The organism is Paenibacillus sp. FSL K6-1330 (assembly GCF_037976825.1).
In the GTDB taxonomy this organism is placed as follows: Bacteria; Bacillota; Bacilli; order Paenibacillales; family Paenibacillaceae; genus Paenibacillus_AQ.
This window is the reverse complement of record NZ_CP150269.1, coordinates 5,926,389-5,948,794: the sequence shown is the minus strand read 5'-3', so window position 1 is coordinate 5,948,794 and position 22,406 is coordinate 5,926,389. Positions and strand designations below refer to the sequence as shown.

General features: G+C 49.8%; 17 protein-coding genes, 2 tRNA genes and 1 other annotated feature. Of the genes, 17 read left to right on the top strand and 2 right to left on the bottom strand.

Annotation, left to right across the window (positions count from 1 at the left end; translation table 11 throughout):
* Window positions 1-91 precede the first annotated feature (91 nt).
* The 13 genes from NYE54_RS27045 (at window position 92) to NYE54_RS26985 (ending at window position 16,075) form a co-directional block, all read left to right on the top strand.
* A complete protein-coding gene (locus NYE54_RS27045; RefSeq protein WP_009593058.1) occupies window positions 92-631 on the top strand; it encodes a peroxiredoxin in 540 nt (179 codons plus the stop codon).
* A gap of 282 nt (window positions 632-913) precedes the next feature.
* Window positions 914-1,321 (top strand): hypothetical protein, encoded by a 408-nt coding sequence (locus NYE54_RS27040; RefSeq protein ID WP_015737147.1) that lies wholly within the window; start codon window positions 914-916, stop codon window positions 1,319-1,321.
* A 322-nt stretch (window positions 1,322-1,643) separates the two neighbouring features.
* A complete protein-coding gene (locus NYE54_RS27035) occupies window positions 1,644-2,768 on the top strand; it encodes an ATP-binding protein (RefSeq protein WP_076324534.1) in 1,125 nt (374 codons plus the stop codon).
* Window positions 2,769-2,852: 84 nt separating this feature from the next.
* Complete coding sequence (locus tag NYE54_RS27030; RefSeq protein WP_339267519.1) at window positions 2,853-4,370, top strand: leucyl aminopeptidase; 1,518 nt, start codon at window positions 2,853-2,855, stop codon at window positions 4,368-4,370.
* 143 nt (window positions 4,371-4,513) lie between these two features.
* Entirely contained in the window at window positions 4,514-5,476 is a 963-nt protein-coding gene (locus NYE54_RS27025; RefSeq protein WP_339267517.1) for an aldolase catalytic domain-containing protein, read from the top strand.
* 173 nt (window positions 5,477-5,649) lie between these two features.
* Window positions 5,650-5,723 (top strand) — tRNA-Pro (locus tag NYE54_RS27020).
* A gap of 77 nt (window positions 5,724-5,800) precedes the next feature.
* Window positions 5,801-5,871 (top strand) — tRNA-Gly (locus NYE54_RS27015).
* Between the two features lie 386 nt (window positions 5,872-6,257).
* Window positions 6,258-6,872 (top strand): TetR/AcrR family transcriptional regulator, encoded by a 615-nt coding sequence (locus NYE54_RS27010; RefSeq protein WP_339267515.1) that lies wholly within the window; start codon window positions 6,258-6,260, stop codon window positions 6,870-6,872.
* Window positions 6,869-7,525, top strand: coding sequence for an HXXEE domain-containing protein (locus tag NYE54_RS27005; protein ID WP_339267513.1), 657 nt, complete (start codon window positions 6,869-6,871; stop codon window positions 7,523-7,525). Before NYE54_RS27010 ends, NYE54_RS27005 begins: the two co-directional genes overlap by 4 nt.
* 525 nt (window positions 7,526-8,050) lie before the next feature.
* Entirely contained in the window at window positions 8,051-9,919 is a 1,869-nt protein-coding gene (gene abc-f, locus NYE54_RS27000) for an ABC-F type ribosomal protection protein (RefSeq protein WP_339267511.1), read from the top strand.
* Between the two features lie 108 nt (window positions 9,920-10,027).
* Window positions 10,028-10,303: a binding site (T-box leader), on the top strand.
* Between the two features lie 66 nt (window positions 10,304-10,369).
* Complete coding sequence (gene pheS, locus NYE54_RS26995) at window positions 10,370-11,404, top strand: phenylalanine--tRNA ligase subunit alpha (protein WP_076324529.1); 1,035 nt, start codon at window positions 10,370-10,372, stop codon at window positions 11,402-11,404.
* 29 nt (window positions 11,405-11,433) lie between these two features.
* Window positions 11,434-13,884 carry a phenylalanine--tRNA ligase subunit beta gene (gene pheT / locus NYE54_RS26990; RefSeq protein WP_339267509.1) on the top strand — a complete coding sequence of 817 codons (2,451 nt, stop codon included), beginning with the start codon at window positions 11,434-11,436 and terminating at the stop codon, window positions 13,882-13,884.
* A gap of 259 nt (window positions 13,885-14,143) precedes the next feature.
* Window positions 14,144-16,075, top strand: coding sequence for a hypothetical protein (locus NYE54_RS26985; RefSeq protein WP_339267507.1), 1,932 nt, complete (start codon window positions 14,144-14,146; stop codon window positions 16,073-16,075).
* A gap of 91 nt (window positions 16,076-16,166) precedes the next feature.
* Here the strand turns inward: NYE54_RS26985 and NYE54_RS26980 are convergent, their stop codons facing one another.
* On the bottom strand, window positions 16,167-16,553 hold the full coding sequence (locus NYE54_RS26980; RefSeq protein ID WP_076324526.1) for a cytochrome C oxidase subunit II: 387 nt from the start codon (window positions 16,551-16,553) through the stop codon (window positions 16,167-16,169).
* Window positions 16,554-16,827: 274 nt separating this feature from the next.
* Window positions 16,828-17,187, bottom strand: a complete 360-nt coding sequence (locus NYE54_RS26975) for a phage holin family protein (RefSeq protein WP_339267505.1) — start codon at window positions 17,185-17,187, stop codon at window positions 16,828-16,830.
* 156 nt (window positions 17,188-17,343) lie between these two features.
* Between NYE54_RS26975 and NYE54_RS26970 the strand changes: the two genes are divergently transcribed.
* From NYE54_RS26970 to NYE54_RS26955, 4 genes are all read left to right on the top strand, one after another.
* Window positions 17,344-19,713, top strand: a complete 2,370-nt coding sequence (locus tag NYE54_RS26970; RefSeq protein WP_339267503.1) for an endonuclease MutS2 — start codon at window positions 17,344-17,346, stop codon at window positions 19,711-19,713.
* Window positions 19,714-19,833: 120 nt separating this feature from the next.
* Window positions 19,834-20,253 (top strand): DUF350 domain-containing protein, encoded by a 420-nt coding sequence (locus NYE54_RS26965; protein ID WP_076324523.1) that lies wholly within the window; start codon window positions 19,834-19,836, stop codon window positions 20,251-20,253.
* A gap of 161 nt (window positions 20,254-20,414) precedes the next feature.
* Window positions 20,415-20,972, top strand: coding sequence for a hypothetical protein (locus tag NYE54_RS26960; RefSeq protein ID WP_076324522.1), 558 nt, complete (start codon window positions 20,415-20,417; stop codon window positions 20,970-20,972).
* A gap of 145 nt (window positions 20,973-21,117) precedes the next feature.
* A complete protein-coding gene (locus tag NYE54_RS26955; protein WP_339267500.1) occupies window positions 21,118-22,320 on the top strand; it encodes an MFS transporter in 1,203 nt (400 codons plus the stop codon).
* Window positions 22,321-22,406 lie beyond the last annotated feature (86 nt).

Here is a 22,406-nt window from a genome sequence, read left to right as displayed (position 1 = left end):
TCAATGATAACATTTCTATTAAATGTTCATAGGAACATAGCATGTAGAAAATACTCGTATTTTCTTACATATGTTAAGGAGGAATTCAATCATGGCAGAACGTTTGGTTGGTAAAGCGGCTCCTGATTTTACAATGGAAACTGTATCAGGAGACGGTAAAGATTTTGGTAAAGTAAGCCTGTCCGACTACCGCGGCAAATGGCTCGTATTCTTCTTCTATCCGCTTGATTTCACTTTTGTATGTCCAACTGAAATCACGGCTCTCAGCGATGCTTACGATCAATTCAAAGCATTGGATACTGAAATTCTGGGTGTAAGTGTTGACTCTATCCACAGCCACAAAGCTTGGATCAACACAGCTAAAGAAGCTAATGGTCTGGGAGCATTGAACTTCCCACTGGCTTCCGACATCACCAAAAATGTAGCAAGAGACTATGGTGTTCTGATCGAAGAAGAAGGCGTTGCTCTGCGCGGCTTGTACATCATCGATCCAGAAGGCGAATTGAAATATCAAGTTGTTAACCATAACGACGTAGGCCGCAGTGTAGAAGAAACGCTTCGCGTTCTCCAAGCACTTCAATCCGGCGGATTGTGCGCAATGAACTGGAAACCAGGCGACAGCAACCTGTAATTCCATTTCGTTAAAGTTAAGGCAACCCTCATTATCTGACATTATGTGCAGGTAATGGGGGTTTTTTCACCTCTGTTTTTATTGGATGAAATCGGGGAAGACTCTTGTTTAGAGAACCGCTCTTGCGTTGATATATAATAAATATATAGGCTTACAGACTTAAGCATAGGGAATCGTGCCTAAATTTTTAATCGAGGTTTTTTTCATGAAGGAATTAGTGGGAGTGAAAGCGAATACAATATTTTGAAACGGTTGAGAATCCACAAAAGGAGGGTGAACGATATGAGTTTTTGCTGTGGGGCTAGTATGATGGGTACAAAGGGTACACTGAAGCATTATCGCACTCAAGTACATAATGTTCCCCTGCTGTCTTGTCCGGTCTGCCATCGCGTCGAAGTACACCATCGGGTTGAGAATGAGTATGAAATATTAGCCGAATATGCCCATGGTGACGGAGCATCCCAGGTGGATTTTCAGGATTATGTGATGGAAGATGAGGACGCGATTTTTGAGAATGTTGTCAACCGGGAGTCGGAGGATCCGCTAACGGTGGTTCAGAGTCAGATTGATATGTCGTTAGATCTCCTGGTGGTTGCCAAATGGATGGAGGATGAGAAGTGGCAGGGCGAACTGAAAAGACGACTTGCCGTGATGAGTCAGCGCAGGCTCCGGCTCCAGAAGCAACCTTAACAGGAATTAATAAAGCCTCGTGAATATTCGGGGCTTTTTTAATGTTTCAAATGGAATCAAAGGGGGTAATAATTATATTAGTTGTTTGGGAATAGGTGTTAGATACAATACATAAACAGAAATACATAAGAACTAAGGATGGTATTTTTATGCAATTTCCCATTTTTCGACAGGATTTCTGATTGACGTTTCTTTGTCTCGATGACTATCATGGAAGGAAGCAGATTCGGGCTGCTTCTGATTCAAAGGCGGACAAGCTGATTATTGCAAGGTTTTTTGTCGGTTTGGTGAGTTCAACTTTTCAAGAAAAGGGGGAGCCATCTTGTTGAGTCAAATCCGTGAATCTGAGCTGCAGGCTATTCGTTCTTTTCATTCCAGCCAGCTTATTAGGAACAAGTATGAGAACATACTGGAGAATCTCGACAGCGGGATCATCCTCTTTGATAGTGACGGTGTGTTGGCATTTGTTAATGTACAGATGGCAAAATTATTAGGTGTATCCCGTAAATCGCTGACTGGCTGTACGCTGACCCAACTATTGCGTCATCCCCAGCTCTCCAGATTCAAGAAGAGAAAAATACTTCGCATTTTCCGGGAAACGGTATTCCATCGCAAGAGATTTCATGAACTGGTTGATGAATATGGCAGATCGTGGTTGATCACCATGACTTATGGGGACCAGATGGAAGGCGATTTTCTGATCAGCGTGAAGGATGTATCTGACTTCAAACGAATTGAGCAAACCGCTTATCAGAACGATAAGCTGGCCATGCTGGGAAAGATCTCGGCATCCATTGCCCATGAGATACGGAACCCGCTGACCTCCATCCGTGGCTTCATCCAACTGCTTCGTCCACATCTCGTAAGCTTAGGTAAGGACGAATATGCCAGAATTATCCTTACGGAGATTGATCGTGCGAATGATATTATATATGAGTTTCTAAATTCCTCCAAACCCTCTGCTCCAGAAACCAAGATTGTGTCCGTATCCTCTTTATTGAAGGAAGTCGTTCTACTAACTGAAAGTGAAGCCTTAATGAAGGGATGCCAAATTATTCTGCACACTGATAAGACCCCACCTGCGTTTATTTCCGTGGATGTGAAGCAGATCAAACAGGTGATTCTGAATATTATTAAAAATGCCCTGGATGCGATTAATGAGCATCATGATGAGAATATCACCGGAGTAATTGATATTTCCGCCCGCGATACGGGGAAACATATCAACATCTGCATTTCGGATAACGGTGGCGGCATGGATCAGAATACATTGAACCATCTGTTCAATCCATTCTTCACAACGAAAGAGAGCGGAACGGGGCTGGGATTATCCGTGAGTTACAGTATTATTAGAAATCATGGTGGCTCGATTGCCGTGGATAGTCAGGTTGGTAGCGGGACGGAGTTTGTGATTACATTTCCTAAATTGGACGTTTCGGAAGTATAAGAATGTACGATTCATGCCTGAAATAAATACGAGAGCAGCTGTTCCGATGGAATGGCTTTTTCTTTTTTAGGAGGAGAAGATCGCATGAAGTGGACATTACAAGGCAGCTTATCATCCGGGCAGGTGCATACCGATGCTATCATCATTCCCGTAACGAAAAAACAAACGGCGGAAGGCGGTGTTTCCGAGGCCTGGGATCCACTGCTCAAACCGTTGGCCGAGAGTCGGTTATTTGACGGAACTCCCAATCGGTCATTCGTATGGCCGGAGAGCATCGAAGGTGAATCGCGCCTGTTAATATGGCTGGGCCGCCCCGAAGGAATCTTGACATCCGAGCAGCTGCGGCTGCTTTCAGCACAAGCGGGGAAAGCCGCCGTGAAATCGGGTGTACGCAGTGCTGCCATTCAAATTCCGAATACGATGGTCAACTTCACTGCCGAACAGACTCCCCAAGATGCTGCTCAGGCTTTAACTGAAGGTTTTATCCTCGGAAGCTATCGGAAACCTCATTATAAGCGTGATGCTGCCGAACAAACGAATTTAGAAGAAATCCTCTATTATATAGAAGAAGATATGGATGCGGAATTTGAAGCTGGGTGGACGAAGGGGATGTCATTAGGGGCAGCGATTGGAGAAGCGACCTGTCTGGCACGGGATTTAACGAACCTGCCCGGCAATATGCTGTTGCCGGAAGACTTGGCCCAGAAGGCACTTCAGGTTGCAAAACGGAACGGTTTTGAAGCACAGGTACTGGACGAGGAAGGACTTGTCGAGAAGGGCATGGGCGGCCTTCTGGCCGTAGGTAAAGGCAGCATACATCCACCGCGCATGATTGCGCTCCGTTATCAGGGACGGGAGACGTGGGAGGATGTGATTGGCCTTGTTGGTAAGGGGGTTACGTTTGATACCGGTGGTGTATCGCTGAAGAGGGCATCTGGGATGGAGGATATGATCAGCGACATGGGCGGGGCGGCTACCGTACTGGGCGTTATGGAAGCGCTCGGACGGATTCGTCCCAGGGTAAATGTAGTGATGGTGATTCCGTCAGCGGAAAATGTAATGAGCGGTAGTGCCTTTAAACCCGGTGATATTGTCACGACGTTGAGCGGTCGCACCATCGAAGTATTGAATACGGATGCTGAGGGACGTATTGTGCTTGCGGACGGAGTAACTTATGCCAAGCAGCTCGGGGCTTCGCGTTTGATTGATGTGGCCACATTGACAGGTGCTGTCGTTTCGGCTCTTGGGGATATAGCCACTGGGGCCGTAACTAATGATGAGACCTTTTTGCAAGAGCTTATTACCTCATCTCGGAGGGCCGGCGAAAAAATATGGCCGCTTCCATCCTATCCGGAGTTCTGGGATAAATTGAAGAGTGAGGTGGCGGATTTACGAAATCAGACGGGCCGAGAAGGCGGGACGATAACGGGTGGTCTTTTTGTAGGGACATTTGCTGATGGGCTGCCCTGGGTGCATTTTGACATAGCAGGTACGGCTTACTTATCCAAGGAGCGGGGCGTGGATCCCAAAGGGGCAACGGGTGTGCTCGTTCGCACCATCACCGACTGGATTCTTAAGCAGGTCCAGGTCGTCATGGATTGAATCGCTTGCTATGAAATGAAGATGTCAGTGGGAGTCCCATATCCCTTAGAAAAACGTCCGTCTTTCGGACGTTTTTGCTTTACTTTTCAACCGGCATTCAAGTATGATGAAGAGAAAAATTGCCGAGAGGAGTTTAGCTTAGAATGATTAAGAGTAGTCAGACAAAGATTGTAGACTGTACCATTCGCGATGGCGGACTGGTCAATAATTGGGGTTTTAGTGTGGAATTTGTACAAAATTTATATGCGGGCCTGAATGAGGCTGGCGTGGACTATATGGAAATCGGTTATAAAAATTCGCCTAAACTGCTGAAAGGCGCTGATCAGGCGGGCCCTTGGCGTTTTCTGGATGATGACTTCCTCAGAGAAGTGATTCCTCATAAAGGCAAGACCAAACTGTCCGCCCTTGTAGATATCGGCCGTGTGGATGAAGACGATATTTTGTCACGCGAGGAAAGCTTGTTGGATCTCATCCGTGTCGCTTGTTACATCAAAGACGTGGATAAGGCGCTTGCGCTGGTTCAGACCTTCCACGATCGTGGTTACGAGACTACGCTGAACATTATGGCTCTCTCCAACGTGATGGAGAACGAGCTGCTGGAAGCTTTTGAGCTGATCAAGGAGAGCGTCGTGGATGTGGTCTACATCGTCGATTCTTACGGAAGCCTTGATCATAAAGATATGGAGTACCTTGTAAATAAGTTCAAGACCCATCTGCCGAACAAACGTCTGGGCGTTCATACCCATAACAACATGCAGATGGCGTTCTCCAACACGCTGGTCGCTGCAGATCTTGGCGTTGAGCTTCTGGATGCATCCGTGTACGGGATGGGACGTGCGGCCGGCAACTGCCCGACCGAGCTTCTGGTTACCCATCTGAAAGGCACGAAGTATGAGCTGCGTCCGGTACTGGATATTATCGAGCGCTACATGATCCCTCTTCGCGAAAAAGAAGAGTGGGGTTATATTATGCCTTACATGATTACAGGCACCTTGGACGAACATCCGCGCTCCGCCATGGCACTCCGTGCTTCGGAGGATAAAGACAAAATTGTGGATTTTTATGATAAATTAACGACACCGGAAGTGACCTTCGACAAAAAATAGGCAAGGTGCTTTCACAGCCCTCATATCAGGTCAAGGTAAAACAGCATCCTTCCCGGGAAGGATGCTGTTTGCTTTAATATACGGGCGATCCATTTTCCATAAAATACATGTTGAAATTATATGTTCGACATGGTATATTTATTTTTGTCTTCAAAAGACGCCATCTTCATTATCGGGACGTAGCTCAGCTTGGTAGAGCACCTGGTTTGGGACCAGGGGGTCGCATGTTCAAATCGTGTCGTCCCGATTCGCTTATGAATTAGGGCCTCGCAAAAGTAATCGAAATATGCTCCGAAGCATAGCGTCACTTTTGTAGGTATATGTGCGGGTGTAGTTCAATGGTAGAACTCCAGCCTTCCAAGCTGGTAGCGTGGGTTCGATTCCCATCACCCGCTTATAGTTAGAACGAAAACCCTTGGTGACAAGGGTTTTTTGTTTGCGGAAATCCGAATTTACGAACTTTCGATTTCCCGTTCGATTCATATAACAAGCACCATACACACAAAAAAGTCCTTGAAAGGACAAGGGCTTTTTTTTGCTGTAACGATGCGCTTATCTAACCGAAGCTTGATGGGCTGCCGGTAGAGCGTTGCCAATGCCCCCCATGAAGGGCTAGCGACTTAATATGCTGCAAAAGTACAGATTTTTACCGCGTTGGCGGGGAATTTCGGGAGAATTCTAACGATTGCTTTGTCATAAAAAGGGTGGTATACTCTCATTAAACAATGTTTAAAACAATGTTTAATAAATTGTTGCATCAGGATAGATAGGGAGGGGTTCGATGGCATCGCCAGACCACAGCAATGACACCAAAGAGAAGATTTTGCAGACGACACTAGATGTAATCAAGCGGGAAGGATTCGACAGTGTTACGATTCGCAAGATTGCTTCCCGTTCCGACGCCAACATCGCGCTTGTCAATTACTATTTTGGCTCGAAAGACAAGCTGATCAACGAGGCGATCAAGGGATTGCTGATCGGCTTCCGGGATACCTTCGATGTGCTCGATCACGTGTCTGTGCCACCGAAGGAGCGATTGAAATTATTTTTAACCCGTTACGTTCAGGTCATTCAGCAATATCCGGAGCTGGTGCTGCACACGATAGCGGCCGGCTCGGCGATGTTCGCGTCCCAACATGAGTATGGGGAATTTTTGCAAGCAACTGGATTTCATAAGCTTCAAAAGGTGTTTACAGAGATCACGGGGGAGAAACGGCCGGACTCATTAATGATGATGGTTACGCAAATTTTCGGCGCCATTTTTCTCCCTGCATTAATGAAGCCGCTGCTCGAATCCGGAGCCGGGGTCAAGCCTGCTCCCATCGACCGGCAAATCGATTTTTTGTTTGAGCGCTATTTTCCTGAACATGGAGAAGCAAAGGAGCGAGGAAAATGAAATTTCTAAGAGATTATTGGCAGGATCTGGGCATCGTTGTCGCCTTCTTTGTATGCATTGGATTGTTGGTCAATGGGAGTCTCATGCCGGAAATCGAAGTCATTTTATGGCTCAGCTTTGTGGCGATATTGGTGCATCAATTCGAAGAATATCGGTGGCCGGGGTATTTCGGAGGGCTGTTTAACGGCGTCATTTTTCGAAGCGAGCATCCGGAACGCTATCCGCTGAATACGCAGTCTGCTATGATCATCAATCTCGGCATCGCTTATCTGTTTTATCTTCTTCCCGTGTTTGTCCCGCATCTCATCTGGCTTGGTCTTGCCCCCGTCTTCATGGGCTTTTTCCAATTTATTTGGCACGGCATATTTGCCAACATCAAAGCAAGAACGATATACAATCCCGGCTTGGGCGCCGTCCTGCTGTTTCATTTTCCGATCGGCGGCTGGTATATCTATCATATCGTTAGTTACAATCTGGCAAGTGCGTGGGATTGGATTTTGGGCTCGGTTTATTTTGTTATCGCCGCGTATATCTTCATCATCAAGGGGAATATGTGGCTGAAGGACGAACACTCGCCGTATTCGTTTTCTCCGAAGCAGCTAGGCCCTTATAACGTGTCTCCGAACACGGTATGGGTCGACGACGAAATATAGGAGGGACATTAGTTCCTTGCAAAGATTTGGTCATCCAGACGGTTGACGGCAGTGTTGACCGACACGGGCGAGATGAGTTTACCCCTTTTACAAGCGCAGAATATCTGTTATAATGACCATAATTTCATTCCAAGAATGCGAGGTAACCTAGTCCAATGAAGTAAGACACCCTTTTCTCTAAACAACTGCATGTGGTTTGCAGGCGTTTCTCTACGGCGGTAGAGGAGAGATTTGGTGTGTCTGAACAATGTGACTGGGGTGCCTCTTTTTGTTATGTTGAAATGGTACTCTAATGAAATACAATCACATCCATGGAACGGATTTGCAGCTTCCGCTAACGGCGAGGTTATTGAGCTTCATTTCAATAGCAGTCAAGGCTGGACTGGAATGAACAGCCGAAGTTAGTGTCGGTCGTGCAAATTCGTCCCGTTCATTCAGACCAGACCCATATCTCTCTTTATAACATCCGCCGCAGGCCATCGCTTGCGGTTTTTTAGTTTTTTCAAAGAGAGAGGATGAGACGATATGACTATGATTCTAAAAGCGAAAGATATAAGTATGGAGCTCCAAGGAAGGCCGCTGTTTGAAGACATTCAGCTGGAGGTGGCGGAAGGAGAACGGATTGCGCTGTATGGGCGCAACGGTACCGGCAAAACCACGCTCCTCTCCATCCTGGCCGGTGAGCTTGAGCCGACCTCCGGCGTTGTGGAGGCGATTCTCCCGCGAGAGCGCTGGGGCTGGCTCAGGCAGCAGGATGAGCCGGACGAAATCGATAGGAGTGCCATCGATACGGTGCGCAGCCGCAGTCATCCTTCATTATGGCAGCTGAAGCTTCAGCTTGCCGGCGTCGAGCAGCAGATGAATGGCGGCAGTCCTGTCGAAATGGAACCATTGCTTGAGCAATATGGCAATCTGCTGGAGCGTTACGAGTCCCAGAACGGTTTCCAGTGGGAGACCGAGGTGGAGAAAGCGATGACGATGCTGGGCATCGGGCCAGAGGTGTGGCCCGTATCCTACCGCGAGCTGAGCGGAGGCCAGAAGACGAAGGTCATGCTGTCAGGGCTCCTTGTATCGGCACCGAAATTTTTACTGCTCGACGAGCCCACGAACCATTTGGACAGCGAGAGCTTGGTCTGGCTGGAGCAGTGGCTGGTGTCGTCCTATAAAGGCACTGTGTTGTTTGTTTCCCATGACAGGGAATTCATCGATCGGGTAGCAACCTCCGTATGTGAGCTGACCTCGGAGGAACTTCGGCGTTACCGGGGAGGATATACGGATTACCGCCGCGAAAAGGAACGGGAGCTGCGCGAACAAGAGACGCTTTACCGGAAGCAGGAGCTGGCCCGCAAAGCGCTGGAGGAATCGATCCGAAGATATGAGGAGTGGTTCCATAAAGCGCATAACGCGGCCGGGGACGTAAATGACGTCAAGATCACCGCCAGCTTTTACAAGGCCAAGGCCAAGAAGAACATCTCAAGATATCATGCCAAGGAAAAAGCGCTGGAACGGCTGGAAGCAGAGCGGGTGGATAAACCGCGAAGCGGTCCTAAGCTGAACATGGAGCTGGAAGGGGAAGCTTTCGGCGGCCGTACCCTTATCCAAGTGAAGGACATCTGTTTTGGTTACGAAGATCAACCGCTTTTTAATAAGCTCACCTTCTATCTGAACCGCGGCGACCGGTTGGCCGTAAGAGGCCCTAACGGGAGCGGGAAAACGACACTGCTCAAGCTGCTGCTGGGCGAAATCGAACCGCAGGAGGGCCGAATTACCCGAAATCCTTCCGTTAAGATCGGTTATTTCTCACAGGAACTTGAGGGGCTGGAACCCGAGACCACGCTGCTGGACAGTCTGCTCGTCATTCCGGGAATGACGGAGAGCCGTGCGCGTACCTTGCTGGGCTCGTTCCTCTTCAGGCGGGACGATGTGTTTAAGAAGATGGGGCAGCTGAGCATGGGGGAGAAGTGCAGAACGGCTTTTCTCAAGCTGTATTTCAGCGGGGCGCATCTGCTCGTGTTGGATGAACCCTCGAATTACCTGGATGTGGATACCCGCGAGGTGATTGAACAAGTGCTTGTGAGCTTTCCGGGTGCGATTGCGCTCGTATCCCATGACCGGTATCTGGTGCGCAAAATCGCGAACCGGCTGCTCACGCTGAAGCCTGGGGGAGCTCCGGTTTGGTTTGAGGGAAGTGTGGATGAGGAGGAGGAACAGGCCTCGCGGACCGGTGTGATCAGGGGGAATACGGAGAAGGACAATCGGCGAATGGAGCTCGAATATCGGATTCAGGAATTACTGGGCTTATCAGCCGAAGATTTTGAAGCCGGGGACGAGGCGAGCTGGCTTGCCGAGATCAGGGAGCTCCGGGCAGAGCTGACCAGGCTTCAGTCGGAATAAGATCAGGGATCACGATTAAAATCAGTGAGATGGGGTTAAAATGGGGAAATGAAACTTGCCATATCCCGAAAGGTTGCATATAATAAACCCTATATATTTGCATATGTAATAAATGCGTGGATGGAGAAAAGTAGCTAGTGCCTCTTTACAGGGAAGGGATGCCGTGGATTGAGAGTGTCCCTATAGAAACAGGCTAGTGAAGTTCGCTCCGGAGCAGTTCCTTGAACACGGCATGGTGCCGGTCAGTAGGGGATAACGGGTCCGATTCGTTACGTCGGTCAAGTGAGCATGGTGAGGCATACTCGGGCCTAAGGTTTTTTACCGCCTTGGTTAGGGTATGATGCATGTTAACAAGGGTGGTACCACGGTCTCTTCGTCCCTTTTTGGGAGGAGAGGCCTTTTTTGTTTTCAGTACGATGATGGAGTTTACAAAGGGGTGTGCGAATAGCTATGAAGGAAAAATTAGAAGCATTAAAGCAGGAAGCATTGGCGCAATTGCAGGATGTTACCGATCCGCAGCAGCTGAATGATTTGCGGGTGAAATACCTTGGCAAAAAAGGTGCCTTGACGGAAATCCTGCGCGGAATGGGAGCGCTGAGTGCAGAAGAGCGTCCCGTTATCGGCCAGGTGGCCAATGACGTTCGGGGCGCGATCGAGGAAGTCATCTCCGGCAAGCAGGAAGCGTTCCTGCAGCAGGAAACCGAAGAGCGCCTGCGTGCAGAGAAGGTGGACGTAACTCTTCCGGGCCGCAAGCTCAGCCAAGGCGCGGTCCATCCTTTGAGCAAGGTGATCCAGGATATCGAGGATATTTTCATCGGGATGGGTTATCAGGTAGCGGAAGGCCCTGAGGTGGAAACGGACTACTTCAACTTCGAAGCGCTGAATCTGCCGAAGAATCACCCGGCACGCGACATGCAGGATTCCTTCTATTTGACGGAAGATCTGCTAATGCGTACTCAGACATCCCCGGTGCAAGCCCGGACGATGCTGTCGATGAATGGGAAAGCGCCTGTCAAAATCATCTGCCCGGGCCGTGTATTCCGCCGGGACGACGATGATGCGACGCATTCGTTCCAGTTCCATCAAATCGAGGGCCTGGTCATCGGCGAGAACATTCGCATGAGTGATCTGAAAGGGACGCTGCTGCAATTCGTGCAGGAGATGTTCGGCGATGACACGCAGATCCGTCTGCGTCCAAGCTTCTTCCCGTTCACGGAGCCGAGCGCGGAAGTGGACGTATCCTGTGTAAGATGCGGCGGCAGTGGCTGCCGCGTATGCAAGCAAACAGGCTGGCTTGAGATTTTAGGCTGCGGCATGGTTCATCCGAAGGTGCTTGAAATGGGCGGTTATGACCCTGAGAAGTACAGCGGTTTTGCTTTCGGTATGGGGGTTGAGCGGATTGCGATGCTGAAATACGGCGTGGATGACATCCGTCACTTCTTCAACAACGATACAGCATTCTTGAATCAATTCACGCGGATCTAATTTTAACGATAAAGGGAAGTGAATAGACAATGAGAGTTTCAACCGATTGGTTGTCCGATTATATTTCGCTCCAAGGCGTAACCTCAGAGGATTTGGCAAGCCGTATTACTTCGGCTGGTATTGAAATCGATGTGATCGAGAAACGGAATCAAGGCATTAACAAAGTGGTCGTAGGCTACGTCAAGAGTAAAGAGAAGCATCCTGACGCAGACAAGCTGAATGTATGTATCGTGGATGCGGGTCAGGAGGAAGATCTCCAGATCGTGTGCGGAGCCAAAAATGTAGATGCTGGCCAGAAGGTGCCGGTGGCGCTTGTTGGCGCGAAGCTGCCTGGCGGTATGGATATCAAGAAGGCCAAGCTGCGCGGCGTGCTCTCCCAAGGCATGATCTGCTCGGCGAAGGAACTGGGCATGAATGACAAACTGCTGCCTAAAGAGCTGCAGGAAGGGATTCTGGTACTTCCGGCTGAGACGGAGATCGGTAAACCAATTGAAGATGTGCTGGGTCTGAACGATGAAATTTTGGAGCTGGATCTGACGCCGAACCGCTCTGACTGTCTCAGCATGCTGGGAGCAGCTTACGAAGTGAGCGCCATTCTGGGGCGCGAGCTGAGTCTTCCGAACCCGGAGAAGGAAATTCTGGAGGTTCAAGATGCAGCAGCCGATCATATCTCGGTTACGATCGGGGCTGACGAGCAGTGCAGCCATTACGCGGCACGTTATATTACCGGAGTTAAGATCGGTCCTTCTCCGCTGTGGATGCAGAATCGGTTGATGGCAGCGGGCGTGCGCCCGATCAGTAATATCGTGGATATTACGAACTATGTGATGCTGGAATATGGCCAGCCGCTGCATGCTTTTGATGCAGATCAGCTGAAGGATGGCGCGGTCCATGTGCGTATGGCTGAAGCTGGGGAAACGATGGTAACGCTGGACGGCGCGGAGCGTCGCCTGGAGCCGCATATGCTGGTGATTACAGCAGGGGGCAAGCCGGTAGCCTTGGCTGGCGTTATGGGCGGGCTGGACTCCGAAGTAACGGACAGCACGGTCAATATTTTCCTGGAGTCGGCTAAGTTCGATGGCGGTACCGTCCGCAAAACATCCCGTCAGCTCGGACTGCGTTCGGAGGCAAGCTCCCGCTTCGAGAAGGAAGTGGATCCTGCCGCAGTTATCCCTGCACTGAACCGTGCAGCGGCATTGATGGCGAAATATGCCGGAGGCGCTGTCCATCAGGGAATCGTCGAAGCAGGCAGTGCGGACAACGAGCCTACCGTGATTACGTTGTCGCTGGAGAAGCTCAATCGTTATCTGGGAACGGAGCTGTCCCTGCTTGAGGTAAAAACGATCTTCGCCCGATTGCATTTCCCTTGCGGAGATTCGGGCCAAGGAATGGTGGATGTTCAAGTGCCTTCCCGACGCGGCGATATCGTGCTTGACGTAGACCTCATTGAAGAGGTGGCCCGTCTGTATGGATACGACAATATCCCGACAACGGCGATTGAAGGTCCGACGACACCGGGTTCATTGACCATCGCTCAGGCCATCCGCCGCTCGCTTCGCCGTTTGCTGACGCATAGCGGATTCCAGGAGGTTCTGGGTTATTCCTTCATCCATCCGCAGCAAGCGGAAATGTTCACCTCCCTGTCGTCAGATGGCACGGCGGTTAAGCTGGCCATGCCAATGAGCGAGGACCGCAGCGTCCTTCGCACCAGCCTGCTTCCGCAGCTGCTGGATATCGCGGTGTACAACCATAACCGCAAGCAGCCGGACTTGGCCCTGTTTGAAATAGGGAACCTGTTTCATACGCATGAGAAGACATTGACGAAGCAGCCGCTGGAGCGCCCTGTTCTCGGGTTGCTGCTGACGGGACGCAAAGGCAGCAAGCAATGGAATGTTCAGCCGGCCAAGGTCGATTTCTTCGATTTGAAGGGGGCGCTCGAAACGGTGCTCGACTACCTTGGAATTGGCTCAGAAGAGATCACTTACGAGGCCAACGGACCGGAGGGCTTCCACCCGGGACGTTCCGCTTCCGTATATGCGGGTCAAGGCGAGAACAAGCGGCTGTTAGGTGTACTGGGACAAATTCATCCGAAGACCCAGCAGGAGCTGGATTTGGAAGATACCTATGCCGCCGAGATTCTCCTTAAGCCGCTGTATGATCTGACTAACGCCCGCGTCGTTTACCGCGATTTGCCTAGATTCCCGGGTATGGAACGCGATCTTGCCATCGTGGTGAATGAGGAGGTTGAAGCCGGCTCCCTGATTCAAGTGATCAAGGAGAATGCTGGTGAGCTTCTGCAGCAGATTCAGGTATTTGACGTCTTCACAGGCAGCAAGCTTGGAGAGGGTAAGAAGAGTGTTGCCATCTCCATGACGTACCGCCATCAGGAACGGACGCTGACCGATGAAGAGGTTGCCGGCGTCACGGAAAAAGCGGTTGCTGCCCTTCAGCAAACTTTTGGCGCAGAATTAAGAAAATAGCAGGAATTGTGAACGCCCGCATCGAATCCATTACATCAGGGATTCGATGCGGGCTTTTTTGCTCTAAATTGAACTGGGATTTGCATCAGGACGCCCGCAGGGTACATAATTATAAGCACAAAACTGTGTTATCATATACCAAACTTCGGTCTGTTTTCTTGAGGTTCGTCTACAGATGTTATCTCATATATAATGAATGTAGAGAATAGACCATTTCAGACATCATAGAATCTACACATAATAGAAGGAGGGCACAATTTTGACTACATCGGACCGTAAAAGCGTTACCGTAGATATCTACGGAACTTCCTATAAACTCGTTGGCAGTAGCAGTGATTATACCAGACAGGTAGCGAATTATGTAGATGATCGCATGCGTACCATATCCAAGGCGCACTCTCGATTGGATACCCCGCGCATTGCCGTCCTAGCTGCAGTACATATGGCTGAAGAAGCTTTGCAGAAGCTGGAGTTTCAGAATGAGGCCAAGCAGATGACGGCCGAGCGAAATGAACTGCGTACGGAGCTTGCCAAGGTGCAAGGACTTCAAATCGAGCAGCAGGAGAGACATCGTCAGCAGCAGGAGCAGTTGGAGCACAAACTGGCGGAGCAGACTACGCTGGCTGAGGAATACAGGAAGTCCAAGGAGAATCTAACCGCGGAGTCAGAGCGTACGAAGGAATTGCTTCAGAAGGAATCGGACCGCGTGGCGGAACTGCTGAAGGAGAAGCAGCAGCTTGAGGCCCGTCTTAAGGAGCAGCGCGAGAAGCTGGAGAGCGGCCATAAGCAGTCTATTGAAGATATGAAGCGCCGCTATGAAGGGCAGATTTCGCAGTTGACGCTCACTCATAAACAGGCCATCGAGAAGCTGGAACAGAGTCAACGGACCTCTGCGAAGCAGGCCGAGGAGAAGCTGGCTGAGCAATTGAAGAAACAGGAGAGCACCTATAAACAAGAGGCGCTCCTGAAGGAGCAGCAGCACTCGAAGATCGTGCACGATATGGAGCAGAAGTATACGAAGACGGTGCAGGATATGGAGCAAAAGCATACAAGTACCGTCCAAGAGCTGGAGAAGCAGCTTGCCGAGCAGCGAACGCGGGGCGGGCAGCTCCAAGCACGTTTGTCGTCCGCCGAGAAGGAACTGGGTGCTGTAAAAGCAGAATCGGACAAGCTGAAGGAAGCGCTCCAGTCGTCCAGACAGCAAGCCGAGGCCTCTTCGCAGGAATTGCGTTCCTTCCGAACGAAGGTCGAAGGGCTGACGAAGGAGCTCGAGGGCCTGAAGCAGGAATCCGCCAAGTCGGAGGAAGAGCGCCGTCGTCTGCAGAAACTTGTGGTGGATGCAAATCAGACCTCCCGCAAACAGCAAGAAGAGCTGCAGCGTCTAAGCGGCGAGCTTCAATCCTGGCGCACGCTGGCTGATCAGCGCAAAGAGGAAACCGCTGAGCTCGAGATGAGAATTGTCGAGCTTATGGAAGCGAACGAGAGCCTGGAAGAAGGAATGAAGGGACTTCAGGATGAGATCCAGGTCATGAAGGACGAAGCTGACCGGACTATGTCAGAGCGTAGAAGTGCCCAAGAGGAATTGAATGAACTGCAGCTTCGCCATGAAGAGCTGGAGAAGCTCGCGAAGGAAGCGGGAGTCCGAGAGGAAGAGACCAGCAAACTGTACGCTATGCTGGAGGAAGAATACGATACGGTGTCGAATCAGCTGGATGAGCTTCGCAAGAAGGCGGCTGCCAGTGAAGAGCGCGCACGTGAACTCGCCGAGCAGCTGAGAGATTCAGAGGAACGCGCCGTTCAGTGGCAGGAGCAATACCAGCAAGGGATGGCGGAACGGGAACAGCTTGCCGAGGACAGCGAGAAGCTGGCCGCAGAGCGCGATGAGTGGAAACGAACCAAGCTTGCTCTCGAAGAAGAGCTCCAGTCATGGCAGCAGGAAATTGCATCCGCACGCCAAGCCTATGAACGTCTGGAAGAAGAGAAGAGTGAAGCGGCACAACAGTATTCCGATTTAGGTGAACAGTATGAGCTGGTCATGCACCAATATCGTCTGCTTCAGGCAGAACAGGAATTGAAGGCGGAGCAATCTGCGCAGCTTGAAGAAGAACACCGTAAGTTGAAGGAAGAGTATGCGAAGCTCCAAGTTGAATATAATGAGTGGATCGAGTTGATTGAGCAGGATCAGCGTTAGGCCATGGCGAAGATGTGAACCTGAAAAAACCTCCGGATTAGACAGAGGATACTCTGGCGATCCGGAGGTTTATTTTCGTGAGGAAGATCTACTATTCTTCGACGATAAGTTTGGACATCATTTTGCTGTGACCCGCTCCGCACATAATGGAACACGAAACTTCGAATTCTCCGGTCTCATCAGGCGTAACGACAGTTGAGTTGTTTTTACGGTCGAGCTGCAGTCCGAGCGCAGGAATCATAACGCCGTGGTTGCCGTCTTCATTCTCGTAAGTAATCTTGACAGGCACGCCTTTCTTGAGACGATATTCCTCTTGGTCGAATTGGAAATTGGTGCCCTTAATCACGAGTTCAGCTTCCGGTGCTACACCAGTATCCGAGATCGCTGAATCTCCCTGGGACTCTTTCTGGTCTCCACCGCAGGCAGCCAATACAAATAGGAGCATACATGAAACAAGTAAAGCAATGCCTTTTTTCACTGAAATCTCTCCTGACTATGAAATAATTGTGAAATATAATTTCCAATCTTTATGATAGCGCAGAAAAAGAGTGGGTGCACATACGTGTTATGAAAAATTGGTGAACGTGAACGGTTTCAAACGATGATATAGATTTACTTTATAATATAGGGGAAGCTGGAAAACCCCCTGTTTAGATTAACAGGGGGTTAGTGTGGGGATACTGCTGCCGTTCGGTTCGTTCAGAAAGAGGGCTTCAGAGGAATCCTCTAACAGAAGCGGGCGTTCTTCTATCTTATTCTTTGCGGGATTTGCCTGCTTCAAAAGGGGTGGAAACCGGAATGAACAGATCGATGATCCCGATGACCAGTGCAGCAAGCAAGGCGCCCAGTATGGAGACGCTAACGCCTCCAACGATGAATTGGGCAAGGTAAATCACGAGTGCGCTCACCAGGAAGCCCACGATGCCACGTCCAAACGGTGTGACTTTTTTGCCGAAGATGCCCTCGATAGCCCAACCAATCAGGGCGATAACGAGTGCAAGCAACAGGGCGCTTCCGAATCCGCCGACGGTGAATTGGGGGACAATCCATCCGACAACCATAAGAACGAGCGCGGCAACGATAAATCGAACAACATGCCCGAGAAATTGCATGGTACCTGCCTCCTTAGAATAAGACTGGAATGTTACGCAGAATTTATTTTGTTCAATAGGGCCGTCGGTTATGTGTGGAAGGTTTTTGGATTCCTTGGCGAATTCGTATTAGTTTCGATATAATATATGCATCGATTGAGAGGAGTTGTGAACTTCTTGAATGACAAGATTTTGCAAACTTTAGAATACCGAAAAATTTTAAATACATTAACACAATACACTCAAACTTCCATGGGAAGTGCGAGAGCTGAAACGTTAATGCCTGAAACCGACCTGGAGGCGGTAAAGGATTTACTTGCGGCTACTGACCAGGCTTACACCGTAGACAGGCTCAAGGGCAATCCGTCTTTTCGCGGGATTACCGATATTAACGACGCATTGAAGCGAGCCAGAATTGGGGGGACGCTTAATCCCCATGAATTGCTGGCTGCGTCGAATACGATTCATGGATCACGCCGAATCAAGCGGTTTATTGCAGCGATCCACGAGGACGAGAAGATTGAGATCCTCTATAATTTGAGTGATCTTATTTCGGAGCAGAAGCCTCTGGAAGATGCCATTCGGCTCTGTATTGACGATGCTGCTGAGGTGCTGGATTCCGCAAGCGCGGAGCTTTCTCAGATCCGGCGGGAATTGCGGGGCGGAGAAGTTCGCATTCGCGAGAAACTGGAGTCCATGATTCGATCGCAATCCGTGGCGAAGATGCTGCAGGACCAGTTAATTACGATTCGCGGCGACCGTTTTGTCATTCCCGTAAAAGCGGAATATCGCTCGCATTTTGGCGGTATCGTGCACGATCAGTCCGGGTCAGGCGCGACGTTGTTTATTGAGCCGGAATCCATCGTAGCCATGAACAACAAGCTGCGCGAGACGCGAATGCGGGAAGAGCGGGAAATCGAAGTGATTCTGCAGAAGCTGACCGCCCAGGTCGGCGAGCAGGCTGAGCTACTATCCATTGACTTGGATCTGATCGGCCAGCTCGACTTTATTTTTGCCAAGGCTCGTTTAGCCCATGTAATGAAGGCTTCACTACCAAGAATGAATGACAGAGGTTATATTAAGCTGCGCAAAGGCCGACATCCACTGATTCCGGCGGATCAGGTTGTGCCGCTTGATGTGGAATTAGGCAATTCCTATACATCCATCATTGTCACAGGGCCGAATACCGGCGGTAAGACGGTTACGCTCAAAACGATCGGATTATTAAATCTGATGGCGATGTCTGGACTCTTTATTCCTGCCGAAGAAGGCAGCCAGATGTGCGTATTTGATGCGATCTACGCGGATATTGGCGATGAGCAAAGCATTGAGCAGAGCCTCAGTACCTTCTCCAGCCATATGACGAACATCATCCGCATATTAAGCCAGATGACGCCGAAGAGCCTAGTGCTGCTTGATGAGGTGGGAGCAGGGACGGACCCTGCGGAGGGTTCCGCTCTGGCGATTTCCATCCTGGAGCATATCCACCGCATGGGCTGCCGCATGATCGCGACAACGCACTATTCTGAATTGAAGGCTTATGCATACGAACGCAAAGGTGTCATCAACGCCAGCATGGAGTTCGATATTAATACCCTAAGCCCGACTTATCGCCTGTTGGTAGGCGTGCCTGGACGCAGTAATGCGTTTGCCATTGCAGAACGTCTGGGATTGCCGGGATCCATTCTGGAATTTGCCCGTGGCGAAGTGAAGGAAGAAGATCAACGAGTGGAGCATATGATTGCATCGCTCGAAGAGAACCGGCACACCGCGGAAGTAGAGCGTGAGAAGGCGGAGCAGGTTCGGAAGGAAATGGAGGAGCTGCGTCTTCGTCACCAGCACGAGCTTCAGAAGCTGGAAGAGCAGAAGGACAAGCTTGTTGATAAAGCTCGTACGGAAGCAAGGCAGATCGTGGACAAGGCCCGGAGTGAGGCGGAGGAAATCATCGCGGATCTACGCAAGATTGCCCAAGAGGAAGGAGCTTCGGTTAAGGAGCACAAACTGATTGCTGCCAGAAAGCGTCTGGATGACGCCGAACCGCAGCAGGGTAAGAAGACGGCTGGCCAACGTTCAGCGAAGCAGCAGCGCAGCATTGAGCCAGGAGATGAGGTTCGGGTATCCAGCCTGAATCAGAAAGGGCATGTTGTAGAAATGGCCGGGTCCAAGGAAGCCGTTGTTCAGCTTGGCATTATGAAGATGAAGGTGGCGCTGGATGATTTGGAGCTTTTGTCGAATCCGGCAGCAAGCGCCAAACAAGCGCCGAAACAGCATGCTACCGTCTTGAAGCGGACTCGCGATACCAACATCCGGAATGAGTTGGATTTAAGAGGAGCGAATCTGGAAGAAGCGCTGATCGAGGTGGATCGGTTCATTGATGAGGCTTTTCTGGGGAACCTGGGGCAGATCTACATCATACATGGTAAGGGAACCGGAATACTGCGAACCGGGATTCAGGATTATTTGCGCAAACACAAACATGTTAAGAGTCATCGTTTAGGCAATTACGGCGAAGGCGGCAATGGCGTTACGATTGCCGAGTTGAAATAAGAAAAGTAAGAAATCAGGAACCGTTTTCTCCTTCAATCGTATAACATATCATCATAAGGTTCAGAACGACGGGATGCGAAAGGTGCCGCATCCCGTTTATATCAGGGAGGAAAAAAGGGAATGACGGAAGCGATTGATCATTTGCTGACCCATCCACTTGGGGTGCTCGTCGGCTATTTCTCGGTTGCGATACTTGCACTTATTGTTTACTTGTATTGCTTTGAATTGGTTACCAAGTACAACTGCTGGGATGAAATACGCAAAGGAAATGTTGCCGCAGCTATGGCGACCGGCGGCAAGGTCTTTGGCATCTGTAACGTGATGCGGTATAGCATAACAGCCAATACGTCCATTTATGGCATGATTAAATGGTCATTCTTCGGGTTCATACTGCTTTTATTGGCTTATTGGTTGCTTGAGTTCTTGACTCCCGTATTTTCTGTCGATGAAGAGATTGGCAAGGATAACCGCGCAGTTGGCTTGATCGTACTAATTATCACCGTATCTTTATCTTACATTATTGGAGCGAGCATCATTTAAGGGCTTCGGGAGGAAAAGGACGATGAAATATTTACCGCGGATATTGTTTGCGGCTGCCTTGATTTTTTTTGTGGCGGGTATTGTATACTTGATGTCTCAATAAAAATAAAGTTAATAGGGCCATTCATGGCCGTTTGAATAAAGAAAGGGATGAATGATCGATGGAACCGACGGTTTGCCCATGGTGCCAAAGTGAGATTGTATGGGATGAAGAGATAGGTCCCGAAGATACTTGTCCTCACTGTGCGAACGAGCTTAAAGGCTATCGCACATTGAATATCGCATTGGAAGACGAGGATGTACAGGACGATCCGGAGGAATATGAAGAGGCTTATGAGGCTTCCGATGAGGAAGCGGGTGATCTTCATCGTATATGGGGATCCGACCATGAAACACTGTCCTCGCTTCGAACCGTGGATAAGTATGGGGAGGATCATGACCTCTTTGCATTTGAGGAGACGGTAGAGGGGATTCTGGACCAGCAAGAGGAAGTTCCCGAGTGCTTGCATTGCAGAGAGTATATGCTTCATGCCGGAACGCAGCATGTGAGTGGGGAAGGCTTCCAGCCGGTTAACGCAGCCCTGATTCAAGGCCCTATCCTTCAGCCGCCTTATGATCTAAATGTATATGTGTGCCCTGGATGCTTCCATGTACAGCACAATCTGGCAGAGAATGACCGGCTTCGGATGATCAAAAGTTTTATCCATAAAAAGGAATAGAGTTTGCGGAAAGGCGCTGTATGCCGATCCACGGCTAGTTTAAGGAAACTGCTTGCGGCAGTTTCCTTTTTTTTGTTCATGAAGTGGGGATTAGAGGGGTAAAATACCTTGGACTTCAAGTGTGAAGGCAAGGGAGGAACTGTATATGAAGTTGACAAAGGACCCCCAGGCTATGCTTCTGTTATCCGTTCATGGGTTGTTTATACTATCGAGTGCATTGTCGGGTACATTCCTCAACGTATACTTATGGAAAAGCCGCCAGGACTATACGATGCTCGGTTGGTTCACGATTGCTCAGCAGGTTGCATTGGGTTTGACGTTCTGGACCGCCGGCAAATGGGTGAAGGAGCATAACAAAATGAATGCGCTTCGCCTGGGTATTGCAGTGTCCGCCCTGTTTTATCTATGCGTTCTGTGGGCAGGGAGGGATGCCGTCCATTATATTTGGCCTCTCGGCTTGCTGTTCGGCGTCTCATTGGGATTATTCTGGTTAGCCTTTAATGTGGTTTACTTCGAGATTTCAAGTGCAGAGAATCGGGACTGGTTTAATGGCTGGATCGGACTCCTGGGCTCCATAACGGGGATTATCGGTCCGTGGATGGCGGGTTGGATCATCACGATGATGCATGGGGATCAGGGCTACCGGTTTATTTTTACCGTATCGATGGTCATCTTCGCGGCGACGGTGGTGCTGAGCTTTTTTCTGCGAAAACGACCGGTCCAGAGCGACTATCATTGGCTGGAGGGGGTTAGCCGACTCAAGGAGGGCGGAGTCTGGAAATACGCTGTATTCGGCTTGGCCGTTCAGGGAATCAGGGAAGGTGTGTTTTCCTTTCTTATTACCCTCCTTGTTTTTGTGGCGACGGACCAGGAATCGAAGCTGGGGCAATTCGCATTGATTACTTCGGCGGTTTCGCTGGTCAGCTACTGGGCCTGCGGGAAGTGGTTCAAGCCCAAATTCCGTAAAACCGGCATGCTGGTAGGTTCGATATTGATGCTGCTGGTAATTATGCCGCTGCTATTTGCTGTCAACTATACTACGCTGTTGGTGCTGGGAATCGGGACGTCGCTGTTTATTCCGCTGTACATGATGCCGGCTATATCGGCCAGCTTTGATCTTATGGGAGTGAATCAGGAAAACGTGGAGAAGCGGGTGGAACTGGTCGTGCTGCGGGAACTCAGTCTAACCATAGGCCGAATTACGGGTCTCCTTGTGTTTATTCTTGTTCTGTCATTTAGACAGGACACGTTAACGGTAACCCTGCTGCTGCTGTTTCTGGGGGCTTCCCCTATCGGATCGTGGCTGTTTATACGAAAGCTGTTTCCTTCCAAAGGACAAGTCACCTGAACACCTGAAGCCTAATCGCATCCGCTCGCGTCAAAAGCGTTGTGCCAGTTAACGAACGGCGAGTTGATAAACAAGAGACAGCGTTA

Bases quoted from the DNA above. Each gene is read 5' to 3' on its own strand.
- NYE54_RS27045 (WP_009593058.1), top strand. From the start codon at position 92: ATGGCAGAACGTTTGGTTGGTAAAGCGGCTCCTGATTTTACAATGGAA.
- NYE54_RS27040 (WP_015737147.1), top strand. From the start codon at position 914: ATGAGTTTTTGCTGTGGGGCTAGTATGATGGGTACAAAGGGTACACTG.
- NYE54_RS27030 (WP_339267519.1), top strand. From the start codon at position 2,853: ATGAAGTGGACATTACAAGGCAGCTTATCATCCGGGCAGGTGCATACC.
- NYE54_RS27025 (WP_339267517.1), top strand. From the start codon at position 4,514: ATGATTAAGAGTAGTCAGACAAAGATTGTAGACTGTACCATTCGCGAT.
- NYE54_RS27010 (WP_339267515.1), top strand. From the start codon at position 6,258: ATGGCATCGCCAGACCACAGCAATGACACCAAAGAGAAGATTTTGCAG.
- NYE54_RS27005 (WP_339267513.1), top strand. From the start codon at position 6,869: ATGAAATTTCTAAGAGATTATTGGCAGGATCTGGGCATCGTTGTCGCC.
- abc-f (WP_339267511.1), top strand. From the start codon at position 8,051: ATGACTATGATTCTAAAAGCGAAAGATATAAGTATGGAGCTCCAAGGA.
- pheS (WP_076324529.1), top strand. From the start codon at position 10,370: ATGAAGGAAAAATTAGAAGCATTAAAGCAGGAAGCATTGGCGCAATTG.
- pheT (WP_339267509.1), top strand. From the start codon at position 11,434: ATGAGAGTTTCAACCGATTGGTTGTCCGATTATATTTCGCTCCAAGGC.
- NYE54_RS26975 (WP_339267505.1), bottom strand. From the start codon at position 17,187: ATGCAATTTCTCGGGCATGTTGTTCGATTTATCGTTGCCGCGCTCGTT.
- NYE54_RS26965 (WP_076324523.1), top strand. From the start codon at position 19,834: ATGACGGAAGCGATTGATCATTTGCTGACCCATCCACTTGGGGTGCTC.
- NYE54_RS26960 (WP_076324522.1), top strand. From the start codon at position 20,415: ATGGAACCGACGGTTTGCCCATGGTGCCAAAGTGAGATTGTATGGGAT.
- NYE54_RS26955 (WP_339267500.1), top strand. From the start codon at position 21,118: ATGAAGTTGACAAAGGACCCCCAGGCTATGCTTCTGTTATCCGTTCAT.